Raw genomic sequence first — 15,094 nt, 5'->3', positions numbered from 1 at the left:
AACGGCATGCTGGCGCTGATCGGGGATCCGCGCTTTGCCCCGGTATTCGCGCCCGGCAGCCGGGCCGAGGTCTCGATTGCCGGGCGGCTGGAGCGGCCGGGACGCCCTCCCGCACTGGTTTCGGGGCAGATCGACCGGCTGGTGGTGACCCCGGCCGAGGTCCTGATCGTCGATTTCAAGACGAATCACGCTCCGCCGACCGCCGAGGCCGAAGCTCCCCTGGGCTATATCCGGCAACTCGCACTCTACCGGGCGGTACTGCAGAAGCTTTATCCCCAATTGCCGGTTCGCGCCGCGCTGCTCTGGACTGAAACCCCTGATTTGATGGAGATATCCACTCCTGCGCTGGACGCACAACTGGCAACCGTGGTCCGGGGGGATGACCGAGCTTGACCCGGCAAGACCGCGTTCATAGGTTGATTGCATGATCCGGCGGCGATTCTTATCCCGCGTCTTCCCCAACCGAACGAGGTATTTCCATGGCCGTTGGCAAGGTTTCTGACGCCGATTTCGAAGCCGAAGTGCTCAACGCGACCGGGCCGGTCGTGGTCGATTTCTGGGCCGAATGGTGCGGCCCCTGCCGCATGATCGCACCCGCGCTCGACGAGATTTCCGGCGCGATGGGTGATAAGGTCAAGATCGTGAAATTGAACGTCGACGAGAGCCCGAAGACGGCCTCGAAATACGGCGTGATGTCGATCCCGACCCTGATGATCTTCAAGGGCGGCGAGATGGCTTCCCGCCAGGTCGGCGCCGCGCCGAAGGCGAAGCTGCAGCAGTGGATTACCGCTGCGGTCTGATCCAGGTCTCGCAATCATCTGGTTCTGACGGCCGGCGCTTCGCCGGCCGTTTGCGTTTGGTGGGATGCTCCTATTCCCCTCTCCCGCTTGCGGGGGAGGGAAGACGGCCGATCCGCTGCCGCTTGCCTCTACCGCACCCATCCGGTCGCCAGCGCGGATGCGAATTCCGGATAGCCGTTGCGCCGCGCCAGCGCCGCCATCGCCTCGTGATCGTACGGCACGTGCCGGAAGGTCACGCGCCACGCGCTGCCGACCAGTTCCAGGATCGCGTAGCGCGCGTCCGGCGTGCCGGCCTCGATCAGATGCGGATACGGCACATTGTAGGAGAAGCCGGGGACGCCGACGCTGCCGGGGTTGACCACCATGCGGCCGTCGCCGAGCCGGACCGCGCGCGCGATGTGGGTATGGGCGCACAGAATCAGCGACTGGGAAATTCCCTCCGCTTCCTTTTCGATGATCTCCCGCGCCGACAGCGTGACCGAGCCGTCGGGCTTCACCGTCTCCAGCCAGTAGAGGTCGTCATTGCCGGGTGTGGCGTGGCAGAGAAAGACCTGATCGCGATAGACCAGCGTCGGCGGTATGGTCCGCAGCCAGGCGAGGTGTTTTGCGTCCAGTTGCGCGTGGGCAGGCCGGTCCCACGAGCCCATCTTCTCCGGCGGCCGGTCGATCAGATAGCGGTCATGATTGCCGAGCACATGGACGGCATCGAGGGCCATCAGCGCATCCATCGTCCGCCCTGCTTCCAGCGGGCTGCTGGCCATATCGCCGAGGTTGACGATCGCATCGATTCCTTGCGCGCGGATATCGGCGATCACGGCTTCGAGGGCGAGACAGTTTCCGTGCACATCGGCGATCGCGGCAAAGCGCATGGCGGTTCCTGTTATGGTTCGTCTCTCTATCTCGGCGGGGTACCGTTGTCGGCGAGCACCTGCCCCGCCAGATACAGCGACCCCGTGATCAGGATGCGCGGCGGCACCTCATAGGCCAGCCGCGCCAGCGAACGCAAGCCGGCCTCGACACTGCCCAGCGTTTCCACGCGCATGCCGAGCGCGCGGGCGGCATCCGCCAGCCGGTCCGGCGACATCGCATGGTCGAGACCCGGTATCGGCACCGCGATGATGTGGCGGGTGAGGCCGGCGAAATTGGCGAGAAAGCCGCTGGCATCCTTGCTGGCCATCATGCCTGTTATCACCACCAGCGGCCGCGATACCCGCTCTTCGAGATCGCCCAGCGCGGCCGCGACGACGCGCCCGCCCTCGGCATTGTGCCCGCCGTCGAGCCAGACTTCGCAGCCCGGCGGGGCCTGATCGACCAGCGCGCCCGACGCCAGCCGCTGCATCCGCGCCGGCCATTCGGCGCTGACGATGCCGGCCTCGAAGGCCGCGGCGTCGACCTTGAGGGTATCCAGCGCGCGCAGGGTCGCTATGGCGAGCCCGGCATTGTCGAACTGATGCCGGCCAAACAATTTGGGCGCCGCCAGATCCATCAAGCCGCGTTCGTCCTGATAGACCAGCCGTCCGCGCTCGACCCCGACATGCCACTCCTGCCCGGCGCCATACAGCGGCGCGTGCATGCGCTTCGCCTGCGCCTCGATGATGGCGAAGGCGTCGGGCGATTGCTCGGCGCAGATCACCGGCACATGGCGCTTGATGATGGCGGCCTTCTCGCCGGCAATCGTCGTCAGCGTGTCGCCGAGAAACTCGGTGTGGTCCATGCTGACAGGCGCGATCACGGTCGCCAGCGGCGACTCGATCACATTGGTGGCATCGAGCCGGCCGCCGAGACCGACTTCCAGCAGCACCACATCGGCCGGGTGCTGCGCGAACAGGCAGAATGCCGCCGCGGTTTCGATCTCGAAAAGGGTGATGGGCGCGCCGGCATTGGCCCGCTCGCAATGCTCCAGCGCCGCGCGCAGCTCTTCATCGCCGACCAGCGCGCCGCCGCTCGCTGCGCCCAGCCGATAGCATTCGTTGATCCGCACCAAGGAGGGCGAGGTATAGGCGTGAACGCGCAGGTTCGCGGCTTCCAGGATCGCCCGCAGATAGGCGATCGTCGAACCCTTGCCATTGGTGCCGGCGACGTGAATCACCGGCGGAAGATTGTGTTCGGGATGTTCGAGCCGCTGCAGCAGCAGCTGCATCCGCTCCAGGCCGAGATCGATCCGATCGGGGTGCAGCGCGGTCAGCCGTGCGATCAATTCGCCGAGCGGCTGATCTCGATTGGCCGCAGGTGGGTTCACGCCTGGGGTGCTGCCGTCGCCGTATCCGCACCTGAATCGATATCGTCCGGCTCGATCGCGGGGGTTGCGGGCTTAGCGGCGGTTTCCGCCGCCGGCGATTTGGTCAGCAGCCGGCACAGCCGCGCCAGAGTCGGTCGCAGATCGTGGCGATGCACCACCATGTCGACCATGCCGTGGTCTTTCAGATATTCCGCGCGCTGAAACCCTTCCGGCAGTTTCTCGCGGATGGTCTGCTCAATCACGCGCGCGCCGGCAAAGCCGATCAGCGCACCGGGCTCGGCGATCTGCACGTCGCCCAGCATGGCATAGGAGGCGGTGACGCCGCCGGTGGTCGGGTTGGTCAACACTACGATATAGGGCTGCTTGATTTCCCGCAGCATCTGCACGCCGACGGTGGTGCGCGGCATCTGCATGAGGGACAAGATGCCTTCCTGCATGCGGGCGCCGCCGGAGGCCGCGAATACGATGAACGGCGCATTCTTTTCGACCGCGAGCTCGAGCCCGCGCACGATCGCCTCGCCCGCGGCCATGCCGAGCGAGCCGCCCATGAAATCGAAATCCTGCACCGCGATCACGACGCCGGCGCCCTCGAGCTTGCCGTAGCCGACCTTGATGGCATCGTTCAGCCCGGTCCGGGCGCGCGCATCCTTGATGCGGTCGGCATATTTGCGCTCGTCGCGGAATTTCAGCGGGTCGGCGGTCACCTCGGGCAGCGCCACGTCGAACCAGGTCTCGTTATCGAACACCGATTTCAGCCGCGCCACCGCGCCCATGCGCATGTGATAGTTCGATCCGGGAATCACGAACTGGTTGGCCTCGACGTCCTTGTAGAACACCAGCTGCCCGGAATCCGGGCACTTGATCCACAGATTCTCCGGCGTCTCGCGGCGCAGGATGCTCCGGATCTTCGGCCGGACGACGTTGGTGAGCCAATTCATGCTTCGCTCCGAAATGCGGTGATATCCGCATCAACTGGAATATATGGCGGTGCGGGCATGCTCCGGCAAGCCGCCGCCAAGGGTCTATCTCCACCGCAATTGTGGCTTATTCGGCGGCCTGTTTGGCGCCCCGGACCCCGTGGGCCAGGGCGGATACCAGATCGGCGACGGCGCCAACGGTTTTCGCGGTCGCCTGGCCCCCGGCATCGAGGCTGGCAGCCAGCGCATCGACCAGCGCGGTACCGACCACGGCGCCATCGGCGGTCTCGGCGATGCCGCGGGCCGCCTCCGGGGTCCGGATGCCGAAGCCGACGCAAACCGGCAGTTTGGTATGCCGCTTGATGCGGGCGACCGCTTCGCCGACCACGGCGGTATCAGCGCTGGCACTGCCGGTGATGCCGGTAATCGAGACGTAATAGACAAAGCCGGAGGTATTGGCGAGCACGGCGGGCAGCCGCTTGTCGTCGGTCGTCGGCGTCGCCAGCCGGATGAAATTCAGCCCCGCCTTCATCGCCGGCAGGCACAATTCGGCGTCTTCCTCCGGCGGCAGGTCGACGATGATCAGCCCGTCGACCCCGGCGGCATTGGCATCGACGAGGAACCTGTCGACGCCGTAGATGTAGATCGGATTGTAGTAGCCCATCAGAACCAGCGGCGTCGCGTTGTCGCTTTTGCGAAACTCGCCGACCATCGCCAGCGTCTTCTTCAAGGTCATGCCGGCCTTCAGCGCGCGCATTCCCGCCGCTTGAATCGACGGACCATCCGCCATCGGATCGGTAAAGGGCATGCCGATCTCGATGATATCAGCACCGGCCTTCGGCAGCGCCTGGACGATCGCAAGCGAGGTCGCTGGATCGGGATCGCCGGCCATCAGGAAGGTGACGAAAGCCGAGCGGCCCTGTTTTTTCAGTTCTGCGAACCGGGCATCGATGCGGGTGGTCATGATGCGGCGCCCGCTGTGCTATACCTCTCCCCGCCGGGGAGAGGTCGGCTGCGCAGCAGCCGGGTGAGGGGGATGGACAAGTTCAAGGAGAGAGCCCGAAACCTTCGCTCGTCACAAACGAGCGCAGAGGCGAAACTTTGGCAGGCGTTGCGCAATCGGCGGCTGGCGCGCTGGAAGTTTCGCCGCCAGCATTCGATCGATCGGTACATCGTCGATTTCGTGACACTCGACGGAAAACTGATCGTCGAAGTCGATGGCGTGACGCACGCCGAGCCGTCGGAACTGGCGCGAGACAAAGCCCGGACCGACGTATTGGAGGCCTGCGGATTTCTCGTCGTCCGCGTTACCAATACCGACGTGTACGACAATCTCGAGGGTGTCCTCGAAATGATCGAAACTACGCTTCGATCAGAGTGAGCCGAAAGACCCCTCACCCGGCTGCTGCGCAGCCGACCTCTCCCCGACGGGGAGAGGTAAAGAAAGTGGCGACGCCCAATGTTCACTTCTTCCCCCGCAAAATTTCCGCCACCTGCGGGATGTCCTTGTCGCCGCGGCCGGAGAGGTTGACCACCATCAGGTGATCCCTGGGCCGCTTCGGCGCGAGTTCCATCACCTTGGCGATCGCGTGTGCCGTTTCCAGCGCGGGGATGATGCCTTCCTGCCGCGACAGCAGCTGGAACGCGGCCAGCGCCTCGTCGTCGGTGGCGCTGAGATAGGTGACACGCCTGGTCTCGTACAGCCAGGAATGCTCCGGGCCGATGCCGGGGTAATCCAGCCCCGCCGAAATCGAATGCGCGTCCTGGATCTGGCCGTCATCGTCCATCAGCAGATAGGTACGGTTGCCGTGCAGCACGCCCGCCCGGCCGCCCGCGATCGAGGCCGCGTGCAGCTGCGTCAGGCCGTGGCCCGCCGCCTCGACGCCGAATATCTCGACGCCTGGGTCATCGAGAAACGGATGAAACAGGCCGATCGCATTGGAGCCGCCGCCGATGCAGGCGACCAGCGAATCCGGCAGCCGGCCTTCGGCCTCCTGCATCTGGGCGCGGGTCTCGACACCGATGATCGACTGGAAGTCGCGCACCATCATCGGATAGGGATGCGGGCCGGCGACGGTGCCGATGCAGTAAAACGTATCATGCACGTTGGTGACCCAGTCACGCAGCGCCTCGTTCATCGCGTCCTTCAGCGTGCGTGTGCCCGACTGCACCGGGACGACCCTGGCGCCCAGCATTTCCATCCGGAACACATTGGGCGCCTGACGCGCGACGTCGACCGCTCCCATATAGACGATGCATTCGAGCCCGAACCGCGCGCACAAAGTGGCGGTGGCGACGCCGTGCTGGCCGGCACCGGTCTCGGCGATGATGCGCTTCTTGCCCATCCGCCGCGCCACCATGATCTGGCCGAGCACATTGTTGACCTTGTGCGAGCCGGTGTGGTTGAGCTCCTCGCGCTTGAAATAGATCCTGGCGCCGCCGAGATGTTCCGTCAGCCGCTCGGCGAAATACAGCGGCGACGGCCGGCCGACATAGTGTTTGAGATAGCCGTTCATTTCGGCGTGGAATGCCGGGTCTGCCTTGGCGTCGGCATAGGCCTTTTCCAGTTCGAGGATCAGCGGCATCAGCGTTTCCGCGACGAAGCGGCCGCCGAAATTGCCGAAATGCCCGGTGTCGTCAGGGCCGCTGCGGAACGAGTTCGGAAGATTGGGATTCATCGGACCATCAACTCTTCGGTGGCGCGCGCGGCGCGAATGAAACTGTGGATCATGTTGGGATCCTTGATGCCGGGCGCGCGCTCGACGCCGGAGGAAACGTCGATGCCGCCGGCGCGGGTGATGCGTACGGCTTCCGCGACATTGCCGGCATGCAGGCCGCCCGAGACCATGAAGGGCAGATCGAGAGCGAGCCCTTCCAGCACATGCCAGTCGAACACCGCGCCGAGCCCGCCGGGACGGGTGGCGTCCTTCGGCGCGCGGGCATCGAACAGGATGCGATCGACCACCGCGGCATAGCCCGGCAGCGGCGCCAGATCGGCCGCGGTCTCCACCGCCATCGCCTTCATGACCGGCAATCCGAAGGTCCGCTTGATGTCGCGCAGCCGCGCCACGGTTTCCTTGCCATGTACCTGCAGAATATCCGGCCGCAGTGCCTCCACGACATTGGCGAGCGTGGCGTCGTCGGCATCGACCGTAAGCGCCACCTTGAGGGCGCGGCCCTTGGCCTGTTGGCCGAGTTCGCGCGCGGCCTCGAGGCCGACATGTCGGGGCGAGGGCGGAAAGAACACGAATCCGACCATGTCCGCGCCGGCCTGCAGCGCGACGTCGAGCGTCTCGCGCGTGGACAGGCCGCAGATTTTCACGATCAGGGACATGGTTTCAAATCTGTTTTTCAAAGCATGTGTCGGGTGGCCACGGCAGGCCTCGGCAAGGCAGCAGACGGGGCGGGTTCTACAACGTCGCGTCCTGCTTGTCTCGCCCGCCGGACCCATAAGCGTTGCCCAGCGTCAACGCGGGAAGGCGCTGCTGGTCGCTGCGCTGGACGGCTGCGCCCGCCCGCAGATCGGCCAGTTGCGACCGCGCGGCCCGGGCGTCGGCCTCATGCCGGCGCGCGGAGCGCCGCCAGTGGCCCTGCCGGAACCAGGTTGCCGTCCCGCCCGCCACCACGCCGAGGATCGCCACCACGATGATGATCACAAACAGCGGCAGCGTCACCGCGACCGTCGGATAGCTCGAATTGAACGGATCGAACGACACCGTTACCAGATGGCGGTTGGCGACCGCAAAGATCAGGAAGAACAGACCCAGCGGAACCAGTACCAGAGCGGAGAAGAATTTTCGCATGATCATCTCTCGCATTGACGAAGGCCGGCCTGTGTCTCCCGCCACAGTCGGCGGAGTGACGCCGGTACGCGACGCCTACGCGCCGACCTCGGGAGTTGCGCCGTCACGGTTCAGTCGTTCGCGCATTTCCTTGCCGGTCTTGAAAAACGGAACGCTCTTCTGATCGACCGGTACATGTGCGCCGGTGCGCGGGTTGCGGCCGGCACGGGCGGGGCGATGCTTGACCGAGAACGCGCCGAACCCGCGCAGTTCGACCCGGTCGCCGCGCGCCAGAGCTGCCACGATCTCATCCAGGATCGCGTTCACGATATTCTCGACATCCCGCTGATAGAGGTGCGGGTTGTGCTCGGCGATACGCTGAACAAGTTCGGATTTGATCATCGAGATGCGGACCCGGTAGTATGCGACTATGCATTTCCGTGAAAATAGCTTGAACTGTCAAGACGCTAAATCGAATTTGGACGACGCGAAAAGGCGTGACAAACGGCCGGATTCAGGATTGCGACGATACCCGCAATGCGGGAAGACGGCGCCGACACCCGACTGATGCGGATCAATTGGTCCCCGCAGGCTGCCACAATGCCAGCATTCCATCGAGACCGAGGCGATCGACGGCCTGGACCAGGCCGGCATGCTCGACCTGGCGCGCGATCACGCTGAGCCCGAGCGCGTCCAGTGTAAACGAGGCCGCCGTTCGCAGAAATGTCAGGTCGCCGAGGCGCGGCGTCAGCTTGAAATCGCGCACCGGCAGATTGCGCTTGACGTTTTTCTCGGCGACCAGCCAGGCGACAGCGGTCTTCTCGTCGCCGAGCGCATCGACCAGCTTGAGTTCGACCGCCTGGCGGCCGGTGAAGACCCGCCCGTCCGCGACTTTCTCGAGCAACGCGTCGTCCATGCCGCGCCGCTGCTTTACTAGGCCGCGGAACCAGGCGTAGGAATCCTTGACCAGCGAATCGAGCGCTGCGCGCGCCTCAGGACTGGTCGGCTCGAAGCCGTTGGGCGCGGCTTTCAGCGGCGAGGACTTTACCTCCTCGACCTTGATGCCGACGGTTTTCATCAATTCGCTGAAATTCGGATACTGGAACAGGACACCGATCGAGCCGACCAGCGAGCTTTGCTGCGCCACGATATGATCGGCCGCGATCGCGCTGATGTAGCCGCCCGATGCCGCCAGTCCCTCGACCACGACCACCATCGGCTTCTTCGCCTTCAGGCGCACCAGCGCGTCATAGAGCTGCTCGGAGCCGGCCGTGGTGCCGCCCGGCGAATTGATGTGCACGACGACGGCCGCGGCACTGGATTTCTCCAGCCGCTCCAGCGCCTCGACGCGCGTACTGTCGCTGCGAATGAGGCCATCGATCTTGATCCGCGCGATCGAGCCCGACGTCGTGAACGCGCCGCGTCCGGCCGGCGTCGCCACCACGGCAACCGTGACGATGGCCGCGATCACGACCAGGGCGGCGAGCACCCGCCAGAACGTCAGCTTGCGGCGGATCCGGCGGCGATCGACGATCACGTCTGAATCAAGCGACATCGTGAATTCTCCTGCGGAGCGGTCGTTGAAGGGCGGCACGGTATTCTCCGCGCAGCCCTAATATATCGTGCCTCAATTACATCAATTGCGATGCAATATGAAGAAAACAAGGCTCTGGCCCCTGGCGCAATTGCGCCCCGGTCCGGGTGGACGAAAAAGGGCCCCGGTCGTAACCGGAGCCCATTGATCGGGACGAGCAGGCGGAACTTACTTGTCGGTGCGCTGCTTGAGCGCGGTGCCGAGAATGTCGCCCAGCGTCGCCCCCGAATCGGAGGAGCCGTATTGCGCGATGGCTTCCTTCTCTTCGGCGACTTCCAGTGCCTTGATCGAGACCTGCACCTTGCGGGCCTTCTTGTCGAACTGGATCACCCGCGCATCGACCTTTTCGCCGACGGCAAAACGCTCGGCGCGCTGATCGGAACGCTCGCGCGCCAGTTCGGAGCGCTTGATGAAGGTCGAGAAGTCGGTACCGGTGATTTTCACCTCGATGCCGCTTTCCTTCACTTCGAGCACTTCGCAGGTCACGACCGCGCCCTTCTTGACGTCGCCCGGCTCGGCGAAGGGATCGCCTTCGAGCTGCTTGACGCCGAGCGAGATGCGCTCCTTCTCGACATCGACATCGAGCACGATGGCCTTGACCATGTCGCCCTTCTTGAAGTTGTCGATCACCTGCTCGCCCGGAAGCTTCCAGTCGAGGTCGGACAGATGGACCATGCCGTCGACATCGCCTTCGAGACCCAGGAACAGGCCGAACTCGGTCTTGTTCTTGACTTCGCCTTCGACCGTGGCGCCGACCGGGAACTTCTCGACGAACACTTCCCAGGGATTGCGCATGGTCTGCTTGAGGCCGAGCGAAATGCGGCGCTTGACCGAATCGACCTCGAGAACCTGCACTTCGACTTCCTGCGAGGTCGAAACGATCTTGCCGGGATGCATGTTCTTCTTGGTCCACGACATTTCCGAGACGTGGATCAGGCCTTCGATGCCCGGCTCCAGTTCGACGAACGCGCCGTAGTCGGTGATGTTGGTGACGCGGCCGGTGAAGCGCGCATTGAGCGGATACTTCGCCTCGATGCCCTGCCACGGATCGTCCAGCAACTGCTTCATGCCTAGCGAAATGCGGTGGGTCTCGTGGTTGATCTTGATGATCTTGACCTTGACGGTCTGGCCGATGGTCAGCACCTCGGTCGGGTGATTGACCCGGCGCCAGGCGATATCGGTGACGTGCAGCAGGCCGTCGATGCCGCCGAGGTCGACGAACGCACCGTAATCGGTGATGTTCTTGACGACGCCGTCGATGACCTGGCCCTCTTCGAGGTTCTGCACCAGTTCCTGGCGCTGTTCGGCGCGGGTCTCTTCGAGAACCGTGCGGCGCGACACCACGATGTTGCCGCGGCGACGATCCATCTTCAGGATCTGGAACGGCTGCGAATTGTTCATCAAGGGCGCGACGTCGCGGATCGGACGGATGTCGACCTGGCTGCGCGGCAGGAAGGCCACTGCGCCGTCGAGATCGACGGTGAAGCCGCCCTTGACCTGGTTGAAGATGACGCCGTGAACCTTCTCGTTGTTGTTGAAGGCCTTCTCGAGCTTGCCCCAGCTTTCCTCGCGGCGCGCCTTGTCGCGCGACAGCACGGCTTCGCCGAGCGCATTCTCGATGCGGTCGAGGAACACCTCGACCTCGTCGCCGACTTTAAGTTCGCTTTCCTTGCCGGGCCCTGCGAATTCGCGCAGCGCCACGCGGCCTTCGGTCTTCAGGCCGACGTCGATGACGGCCATGTCCTTCTCGATCGCAACAACGATGCCCTTGATGACGGAGCTTTCCTGCAGATTGCCGCCGGCAAAGGATTCATCGAGCATCGCGGCGAAATCGTCGCGGGAAGGGTTATAGGTAGCAGTCGAAGCCATTTGTTCTCCAGATGCGGGTGTCGCCGGCCATTCGGGTTACGGGGCGTATCGGGCGTGAAGTGTCGGGGTTCCGCAAACCCTGACGACCGCCTCGCAAAAAAATCGCGAGAGCGGGCCGGCAGCATGCCTGCACGTTCGATACGTTGATTGCATCCGGGACCTGAAACGAGCGTATCGACTTCAAAGACCTGGAGCGGGCTTTCCTCCAATGACGGCTGCGGTTTTGTTTGAGAAGCGCTCAAACCCGAAGCCGGCCCGCTCGGACGGCCTCGACAATGTCGATGGCGGCCCGGACGCCGCTTTCTATATCCAAATGCGAGTTATCGAGCAAGTGTGCATCCGCAGCAGCCTTCAGGGGCGCCGTCGCCCTGTTCTGGTCGCGTTCGTCGCGCCTGAGGATGTCGGCCAGCACCAGAGCCTCGTCGGCGTCCTCGCCACGGGCCCGCGCCTCCAGGGTACGGCGGCGAGCCCGAACTCCGGGATCGGCGATGACAAAGATTTTCACCTCGGCATGGGGACAGATCACCGTGCCGATATCGCGGCCGTCGAGCACTGCGCCCGGCGGATCGGCGGCGAACTGGCGCTGAAAACTGACCAGTGCTTCCCGTACCCTGGGGATGGCCGAGACCACCGAAGCGGCTTCGCCGACCAATTGGGTCTTCAGGGCGGGATTTCCGAATTTTTCGGGGTCGAGTTCCATTGCGGCGGCGACCGCGAGGTTCTCGTCGGTCAGGTCGGCCCCCGCGTCCAGCAGCGCCTTGGCCACCGCGCGGTAGATCACGCCGGTATCCAGATGACGATAGTGGTAGTGTTGGGCGAGCCGCTTGCCCAGCGTGCCCTTGCCCGAGGCTGCGGGTCCGTCGATGGCGATGATCATGCTGGCCTGTCTAACTTGCCTGGGTCTTGGCGGGTTGCGGGCCACGGGCGCGCCGGAGCGGCCGTTCCTCGGTGAAAATGTTGCGCGATGCGAATTCGGCCGGGCTGGCGAAGGTCAGGTATTCCCGCATGGCGTCCGATGGCGAGGCCGTCGTAAACCAGGGACTTGGCAACCGGCGCGCCGGATCGGAAGCCCATGGCGGAACGCGGCCGAGCCGGCGCTGCTTGGCGAGGTATTCGGCGATCGCGCCGACAAGCGCATCGAGCTTGACGTCGCCCGTCAATTTCGGCTCCCGCTCGATCGACGCGTACCGTGCCTGGTCCGTTGTCGCCAAATCGAACGCATCGACGAATTCAGCGAGAACAGCAGATCGCTCCGAGCCGGCCTGAATCCTCTCAACGGCGTCAGCGAGGGTATTTGGGCGCATCGATCCCTCCGTCACGGTTCATGTTCTTCAACAGAAAACGCTGCTTCTCGGAGGAAGCGGCACTGACCGGAAAATACCTTCCCAGCAACGATATTGCGTCCTCTACCGTCGAGATGCCGACAACCTGCATCAGGTTCAGGATATCGAGCCGCTCGGTTTCGCCGCGGAGCGGGTCCAGGATGCGCGCAGCTTTGAGCTTCAGGGCGAGCAAGTATTCTGCCGATGGCACCGACACCGCAAGTCCGGGCGGAGTTCCATCCCTCGGGAACGTCCCAAACTCCAGATGGTCGATCGCTTGATCCGCGAGCGCGCTGAGATGGAATGCTACCCCGTCATTGAACCAGTCGTCCTGCCAGCGATTCTTCTCGGCAATGTCGTGAACGATTGCCGCCAGCCACTCGGGCAGCGGATGTTCAAGTTGCGAGACATCGACATCCTCCGTGGCAAACCGGAAATTGCTCGCCAGCATCAGCGCGGAGCCGCCATAAACCGCGATCTGCAGCTTCGTTCCGGCCTTTACCGCAGCGCGCCCGATCTGGTCGAACGCATCCAGTAGCGCCTCCCGCTCGAAGGCTGCAGCCATCACGCGCTCCTCATGAAAACTCCGCGCCGAGCCCGCGCATCATCGGGATGAAATCCGGAAAAGAGGTGGCGATGAAGGCGGTGTCGTCGACCTTGACCGGCTTGTCGGAGGCGAGCCCCATCACCAGCGCCGACATCGCGATGCGGTGATCCATGTGGGTGGCGACCAGGCCGCCGCCGGGCACATGGCCTTTGCCTTCGACGATCAGATCGTCGCCCGAGATATCCACCTTGACGCCGTTGACGCGCAGCATGGCGGCGGTGGCTTCCAGCCGGTCGGATTCCTTGACCCGCAATTCCTGCAGGCCGCGCATGATGGTGGTGCCTTCGGCAAAGGCGGCCGCCACCGCCAGCACCAGATATTCGTCGATCATCGAGGGCGCGCGCTCCGGCGGCACCTCGACGCCGCGCAGTTTCGAGGCGCGGACCCGGAACTGGGCCATCGGCTCGCCGGCATCGCCGCGAACCTCGCTTTCCTCGATCGAAGCGCCCATTTCGCGCAGCGTCGTAAACAGCCCCGTGCGCAGCGGGTTGGTCATGACATCGGACAGCACGAGGTCGGAACCCGCGACGATCAGCGCCGCCACGATCGGGAACGCCGCCGATGATGGATCTGCCGGCACCACGACACCGGCGCCGTGCAATTCGGGTTGTCCCGTCAGCACTATCTTGCGGCCGTGGGCACCTTCAGGGGTCGAAACGATCTGCGCCCCGAAATGCTTCAGCATCAGTTCGGTGTGGTCGCGGCTGGCCTCGGTCTCGATCACGGTGGTGATTCCCGGCGCCGCCAGCCCCGCCAGCAGCACCGCAGACTTGATCTGGGCCGAGGCCACCGGCGTGCGGTACAGGATCGGCAGTGGATCGCGCGCGCCCTGCAGCGTGAGCGGCAGCCGGCCGCCTTCGCCGCTCGCCACCACCCTGGCGCCCATCAAGGCCAGCGGATCCACGATCCGCCGCATCGGCCGCGATCGCAGCGACGCGTCGCCATCGAAGACGGCCGTGATCGGGCAGCCGGCCACGGCGCCCATCACCAGCCGGCAGCCGGTACCTGAATTGCCGAAATCGAGCGGCGCTTGCGGCTGCGCGAACCCGGCCACGCCGACGCCGCGCACGACCCATGCAAACGGACCGGTTCGCTCCACCTTCGCACCCAGCGCCCGCATCGATTTGGCGGTATTGAGTACGTCTTCGCCCTCCAGCAGACCCGAAATGCGGGTTTCGCCGACCACCAGCGCGCCCAGGATCAGCGCGCGGTGGGAAATCGACTTGTCGCCGGGAACCCGGACGTTTCCGGTCAGGGGGCCGCTGGCGCGGGATTCAAGCGGCGTGGGCTGGTCGGATTGGGTCAAGATTGTGTCCTCTGCGGGGGCGGCAGGTACCACATAGCCAGTGTCACGTCACGCCACTGTCGGAATGCGCGCAGAGCGCTATTGACAGGGGCGTGGCAACTAGCCAAGTGAAGCACCGTTTTTCGACAAATTCCCAGGACTCCCCACGTGGCCAAATCCGATCTCGGAACCAAACGCATTTGCCCGACGACGGGTAAGAAATTTTACGACCTCAACAAGAACCCGGTGATCTCACCCTATACCGGCGAGGTGGTGCCGATCGCGCCGATTCCGCCGCCGCGGACCCGCGCCGACGCCGCCGCGCGCGCGGCGGCTGCCGCATCCGCTGCTTCGGCCGCAGAAGCCGTGGAGCCCGCCGAGGCCGAGGAATTGGTGCCGCTCGAGGAGGCCGACGCCGAGGCGAACACCGGCAAGGTCAAGGCGAACGTTCCGGAGTCCGAGGACGATATCGACATCGACGAGACCATCGAAGCCGACGATGACGATGAGTCCACCTTCCTCGCCGACGAGGAAGAGGGCGACGAGGACGTCACCGACATCATCGGCGACGTCGGCAGCGACGAAGAGACTTGAGATCGACCCTGAACTGTGTTCAGGGTTTTTCCCCGCGAGTCGCCCAAGGCACGCGGGAAAGTTAAGGGGCCATAGCTCAGCTGGG

General features: G+C 64.5%; 17 protein-coding genes and 1 pseudogene. 4 read left to right on the top strand and 14 right to left on the bottom strand.

From position 1 onward, the window contains the following. Together Q8R73_RS11190 and trxA are read left to right on the top strand one after the other, a co-directional pair. Positions 1-415 (top strand): annotated as a pseudogene (locus tag Q8R73_RS11190) (PD-(D/E)XK nuclease family protein); the annotation flags it as partial. Positions 416-479: 64 nt separating this feature from the next. Beyond that, positions 480-800 carry a thioredoxin gene (trxA, locus tag Q8R73_RS11185; RefSeq protein WP_192736238.1) on the top strand — a complete coding sequence of 107 codons (321 nt, stop codon included), beginning with the start codon at positions 480-482 and terminating at the stop codon, positions 798-800. A 128-nt stretch (positions 801-928) separates the two neighbouring features. Here trxA and Q8R73_RS11180 read toward each other — a convergent pair whose 3' ends face one another. The 4 genes from Q8R73_RS11180 to trpA form a co-directional block, all read right to left on the bottom strand. Further along, on the bottom strand, positions 929-1,669 hold the full coding sequence (locus tag Q8R73_RS11180; RefSeq protein ID WP_305719605.1) for a metallophosphoesterase: 741 nt from the start codon (positions 1,667-1,669) through the stop codon (positions 929-931). A gap of 26 nt (positions 1,670-1,695) precedes the next feature. Continuing rightward, on the bottom strand, positions 1,696-3,039 hold the full coding sequence (locus Q8R73_RS11175) for a folylpolyglutamate synthase/dihydrofolate synthase family protein (protein WP_305719604.1): 1,344 nt from the start codon (positions 3,037-3,039) through the stop codon (positions 1,696-1,698). Then, positions 3,036-3,977: an acetyl-CoA carboxylase, carboxyltransferase subunit beta gene (gene accD, locus Q8R73_RS11170; protein WP_305719603.1), complete on the bottom strand. Its 942-nt coding sequence runs from the start codon at positions 3,975-3,977 to the stop codon at positions 3,036-3,038. The genes Q8R73_RS11175 and accD overlap by 4 nt, the downstream gene beginning before the upstream one ends. A 106-nt stretch (positions 3,978-4,083) precedes the next feature. After that, the gene (trpA, locus tag Q8R73_RS11165; protein ID WP_305719602.1) at positions 4,084-4,920 is read right to left on the bottom strand and encodes a tryptophan synthase subunit alpha; all 837 of its coding nucleotides are present in this window, start codon (positions 4,918-4,920) and stop codon (positions 4,084-4,086) included. Between the two features lie 72 nt (positions 4,921-4,992). On the opposite strand from trpA, the gene Q8R73_RS11160 reads away from it, so the two are divergent. Continuing rightward, the gene (locus tag Q8R73_RS11160) at positions 4,993-5,337 is read left to right on the top strand and encodes an endonuclease domain-containing protein (RefSeq protein ID WP_305719601.1); all 345 of its coding nucleotides are present in this window, start codon (positions 4,993-4,995) and stop codon (positions 5,335-5,337) included. 82 nt (positions 5,338-5,419) lie between these two features. On the opposite strand, the gene trpB is transcribed toward Q8R73_RS11160, so the two are convergent. The 10 genes from trpB to aroA form a co-directional block, all read right to left on the bottom strand. After that, the gene (gene trpB / locus Q8R73_RS11155) at positions 5,420-6,634 is read right to left on the bottom strand and encodes a tryptophan synthase subunit beta (RefSeq protein WP_305719600.1); all 1,215 of its coding nucleotides are present in this window, start codon (positions 6,632-6,634) and stop codon (positions 5,420-5,422) included. After that, the gene (locus Q8R73_RS11150) at positions 6,631-7,290 is read right to left on the bottom strand and encodes a phosphoribosylanthranilate isomerase (RefSeq protein WP_305719599.1); all 660 of its coding nucleotides are present in this window, start codon (positions 7,288-7,290) and stop codon (positions 6,631-6,633) included. Before Q8R73_RS11150 ends, trpB begins: the two co-directional genes overlap by 4 nt. 76 nt (positions 7,291-7,366) lie before the next feature. Next, the gene (locus Q8R73_RS11145) at positions 7,367-7,759 is read right to left on the bottom strand and encodes a LapA family protein (protein ID WP_305719598.1); all 393 of its coding nucleotides are present in this window, start codon (positions 7,757-7,759) and stop codon (positions 7,367-7,369) included. Positions 7,760-7,834: 75 nt separating this feature from the next. Next, positions 7,835-8,140, bottom strand: coding sequence for an integration host factor subunit beta (locus Q8R73_RS11140; protein ID WP_305719597.1), 306 nt, complete (start codon positions 8,138-8,140; stop codon positions 7,835-7,837). 172 nt (positions 8,141-8,312) lie between these two features. After that, entirely contained in the window at positions 8,313-9,293 is a 981-nt protein-coding gene (gene sppA / locus Q8R73_RS11135) for a signal peptide peptidase SppA (protein ID WP_305719596.1), read from the bottom strand. 207 nt (positions 9,294-9,500) lie between these two features. Next, a complete protein-coding gene (gene rpsA, locus Q8R73_RS11130) occupies positions 9,501-11,201 on the bottom strand; it encodes a 30S ribosomal protein S1 (protein WP_305719595.1) in 1,701 nt (566 codons plus the stop codon). A gap of 238 nt (positions 11,202-11,439) precedes the next feature. After that, on the bottom strand, positions 11,440-12,078 hold the full coding sequence (gene cmk, locus Q8R73_RS11125; RefSeq protein WP_305719594.1) for a (d)CMP kinase: 639 nt from the start codon (positions 12,076-12,078) through the stop codon (positions 11,440-11,442). Positions 12,079-12,088: 10 nt separating this feature from the next. Continuing rightward, positions 12,089-12,505 carry a hypothetical protein gene (locus Q8R73_RS11120; protein ID WP_305719593.1) on the bottom strand — a complete coding sequence of 139 codons (417 nt, stop codon included), beginning with the start codon at positions 12,503-12,505 and terminating at the stop codon, positions 12,089-12,091. Beyond that, a complete protein-coding gene (locus tag Q8R73_RS11115; RefSeq protein ID WP_305719592.1) occupies positions 12,483-13,088 on the bottom strand; it encodes a hypothetical protein in 606 nt (201 codons plus the stop codon). The genes Q8R73_RS11120 and Q8R73_RS11115 overlap by 23 nt, the downstream gene beginning before the upstream one ends. Before the next feature lie 10 nt (positions 13,089-13,098). Beyond that, positions 13,099-14,436, bottom strand: coding sequence for a 3-phosphoshikimate 1-carboxyvinyltransferase (gene aroA, locus Q8R73_RS11110; protein ID WP_305719591.1), 1,338 nt, complete (start codon positions 14,434-14,436; stop codon positions 13,099-13,101). A gap of 147 nt (positions 14,437-14,583) precedes the next feature. On the opposite strand from aroA, the gene Q8R73_RS11105 reads away from it, so the two are divergent. Next, positions 14,584-15,009, top strand: coding sequence for a TIGR02300 family protein (locus Q8R73_RS11105; protein WP_305719590.1), 426 nt, complete (start codon positions 14,584-14,586; stop codon positions 15,007-15,009). Positions 15,010-15,094: the final 85 nt, after the last annotated feature.

Origin of the sequence: Bradyrhizobium sp. (genome assembly GCF_030697065.1) — a bacterium.
GTDB lineage: Bacteria > Pseudomonadota > Alphaproteobacteria > Rhizobiales > Xanthobacteraceae > Bradyrhizobium.
Note: the sequence above shows the minus strand (reverse complement) of the source record. Positions and strands in the feature narration are given on the sequence as shown.

Coding starts and splice junctions, on each gene's coding strand:
- cmk (WP_305719594.1), bottom strand. CDS start 12,078: ATGATCATCGCCATCGACGGACCCGCAGCCTCGGGCAAGGGCACGCTG.
- rpsA (WP_305719595.1), bottom strand. CDS start 11,201: ATGGCTTCGACTGCTACCTATAACCCTTCCCGCGACGATTTCGCCGCG.
- Q8R73_RS11140 (WP_305719597.1), bottom strand. CDS start 8,140: ATGATCAAATCCGAACTTGTTCAGCGTATCGCCGAGCACAACCCGCAC.
- Q8R73_RS11115 (WP_305719592.1), bottom strand. CDS start 13,088: ATGGCTGCAGCCTTCGAGCGGGAGGCGCTACTGGATGCGTTCGACCAG.
- Q8R73_RS11160 (WP_305719601.1), top strand. CDS start 4,993: ATGGACAAGTTCAAGGAGAGAGCCCGAAACCTTCGCTCGTCACAAACG.
- Q8R73_RS11145 (WP_305719598.1), bottom strand. CDS start 7,759: ATGCGAAAATTCTTCTCCGCTCTGGTACTGGTTCCGCTGGGTCTGTTC.
- trpA (WP_305719602.1), bottom strand. CDS start 4,920: ATGACCACCCGCATCGATGCCCGGTTCGCAGAACTGAAAAAACAGGGC.
- Q8R73_RS11120 (WP_305719593.1), bottom strand. CDS start 12,505: ATGCGCCCAAATACCCTCGCTGACGCCGTTGAGAGGATTCAGGCCGGC.
- trxA (WP_192736238.1), top strand. CDS start 480: ATGGCCGTTGGCAAGGTTTCTGACGCCGATTTCGAAGCCGAAGTGCTC.
- Q8R73_RS11150 (WP_305719599.1), bottom strand. CDS start 7,290: ATGTCCCTGATCGTGAAAATCTGCGGCCTGTCCACGCGCGAGACGCTC.
- Q8R73_RS11180 (WP_305719605.1), bottom strand. CDS start 1,669: ATGCGCTTTGCCGCGATCGCCGATGTGCACGGAAACTGTCTCGCCCTC.
- trpB (WP_305719600.1), bottom strand. CDS start 6,634: ATGAATCCCAATCTTCCGAACTCGTTCCGCAGCGGCCCTGACGACACC.
- accD (WP_305719603.1), bottom strand. CDS start 3,977: ATGAATTGGCTCACCAACGTCGTCCGGCCGAAGATCCGGAGCATCCTG.
- sppA (WP_305719596.1), bottom strand. CDS start 9,293: ATGTCGCTTGATTCAGACGTGATCGTCGATCGCCGCCGGATCCGCCGC.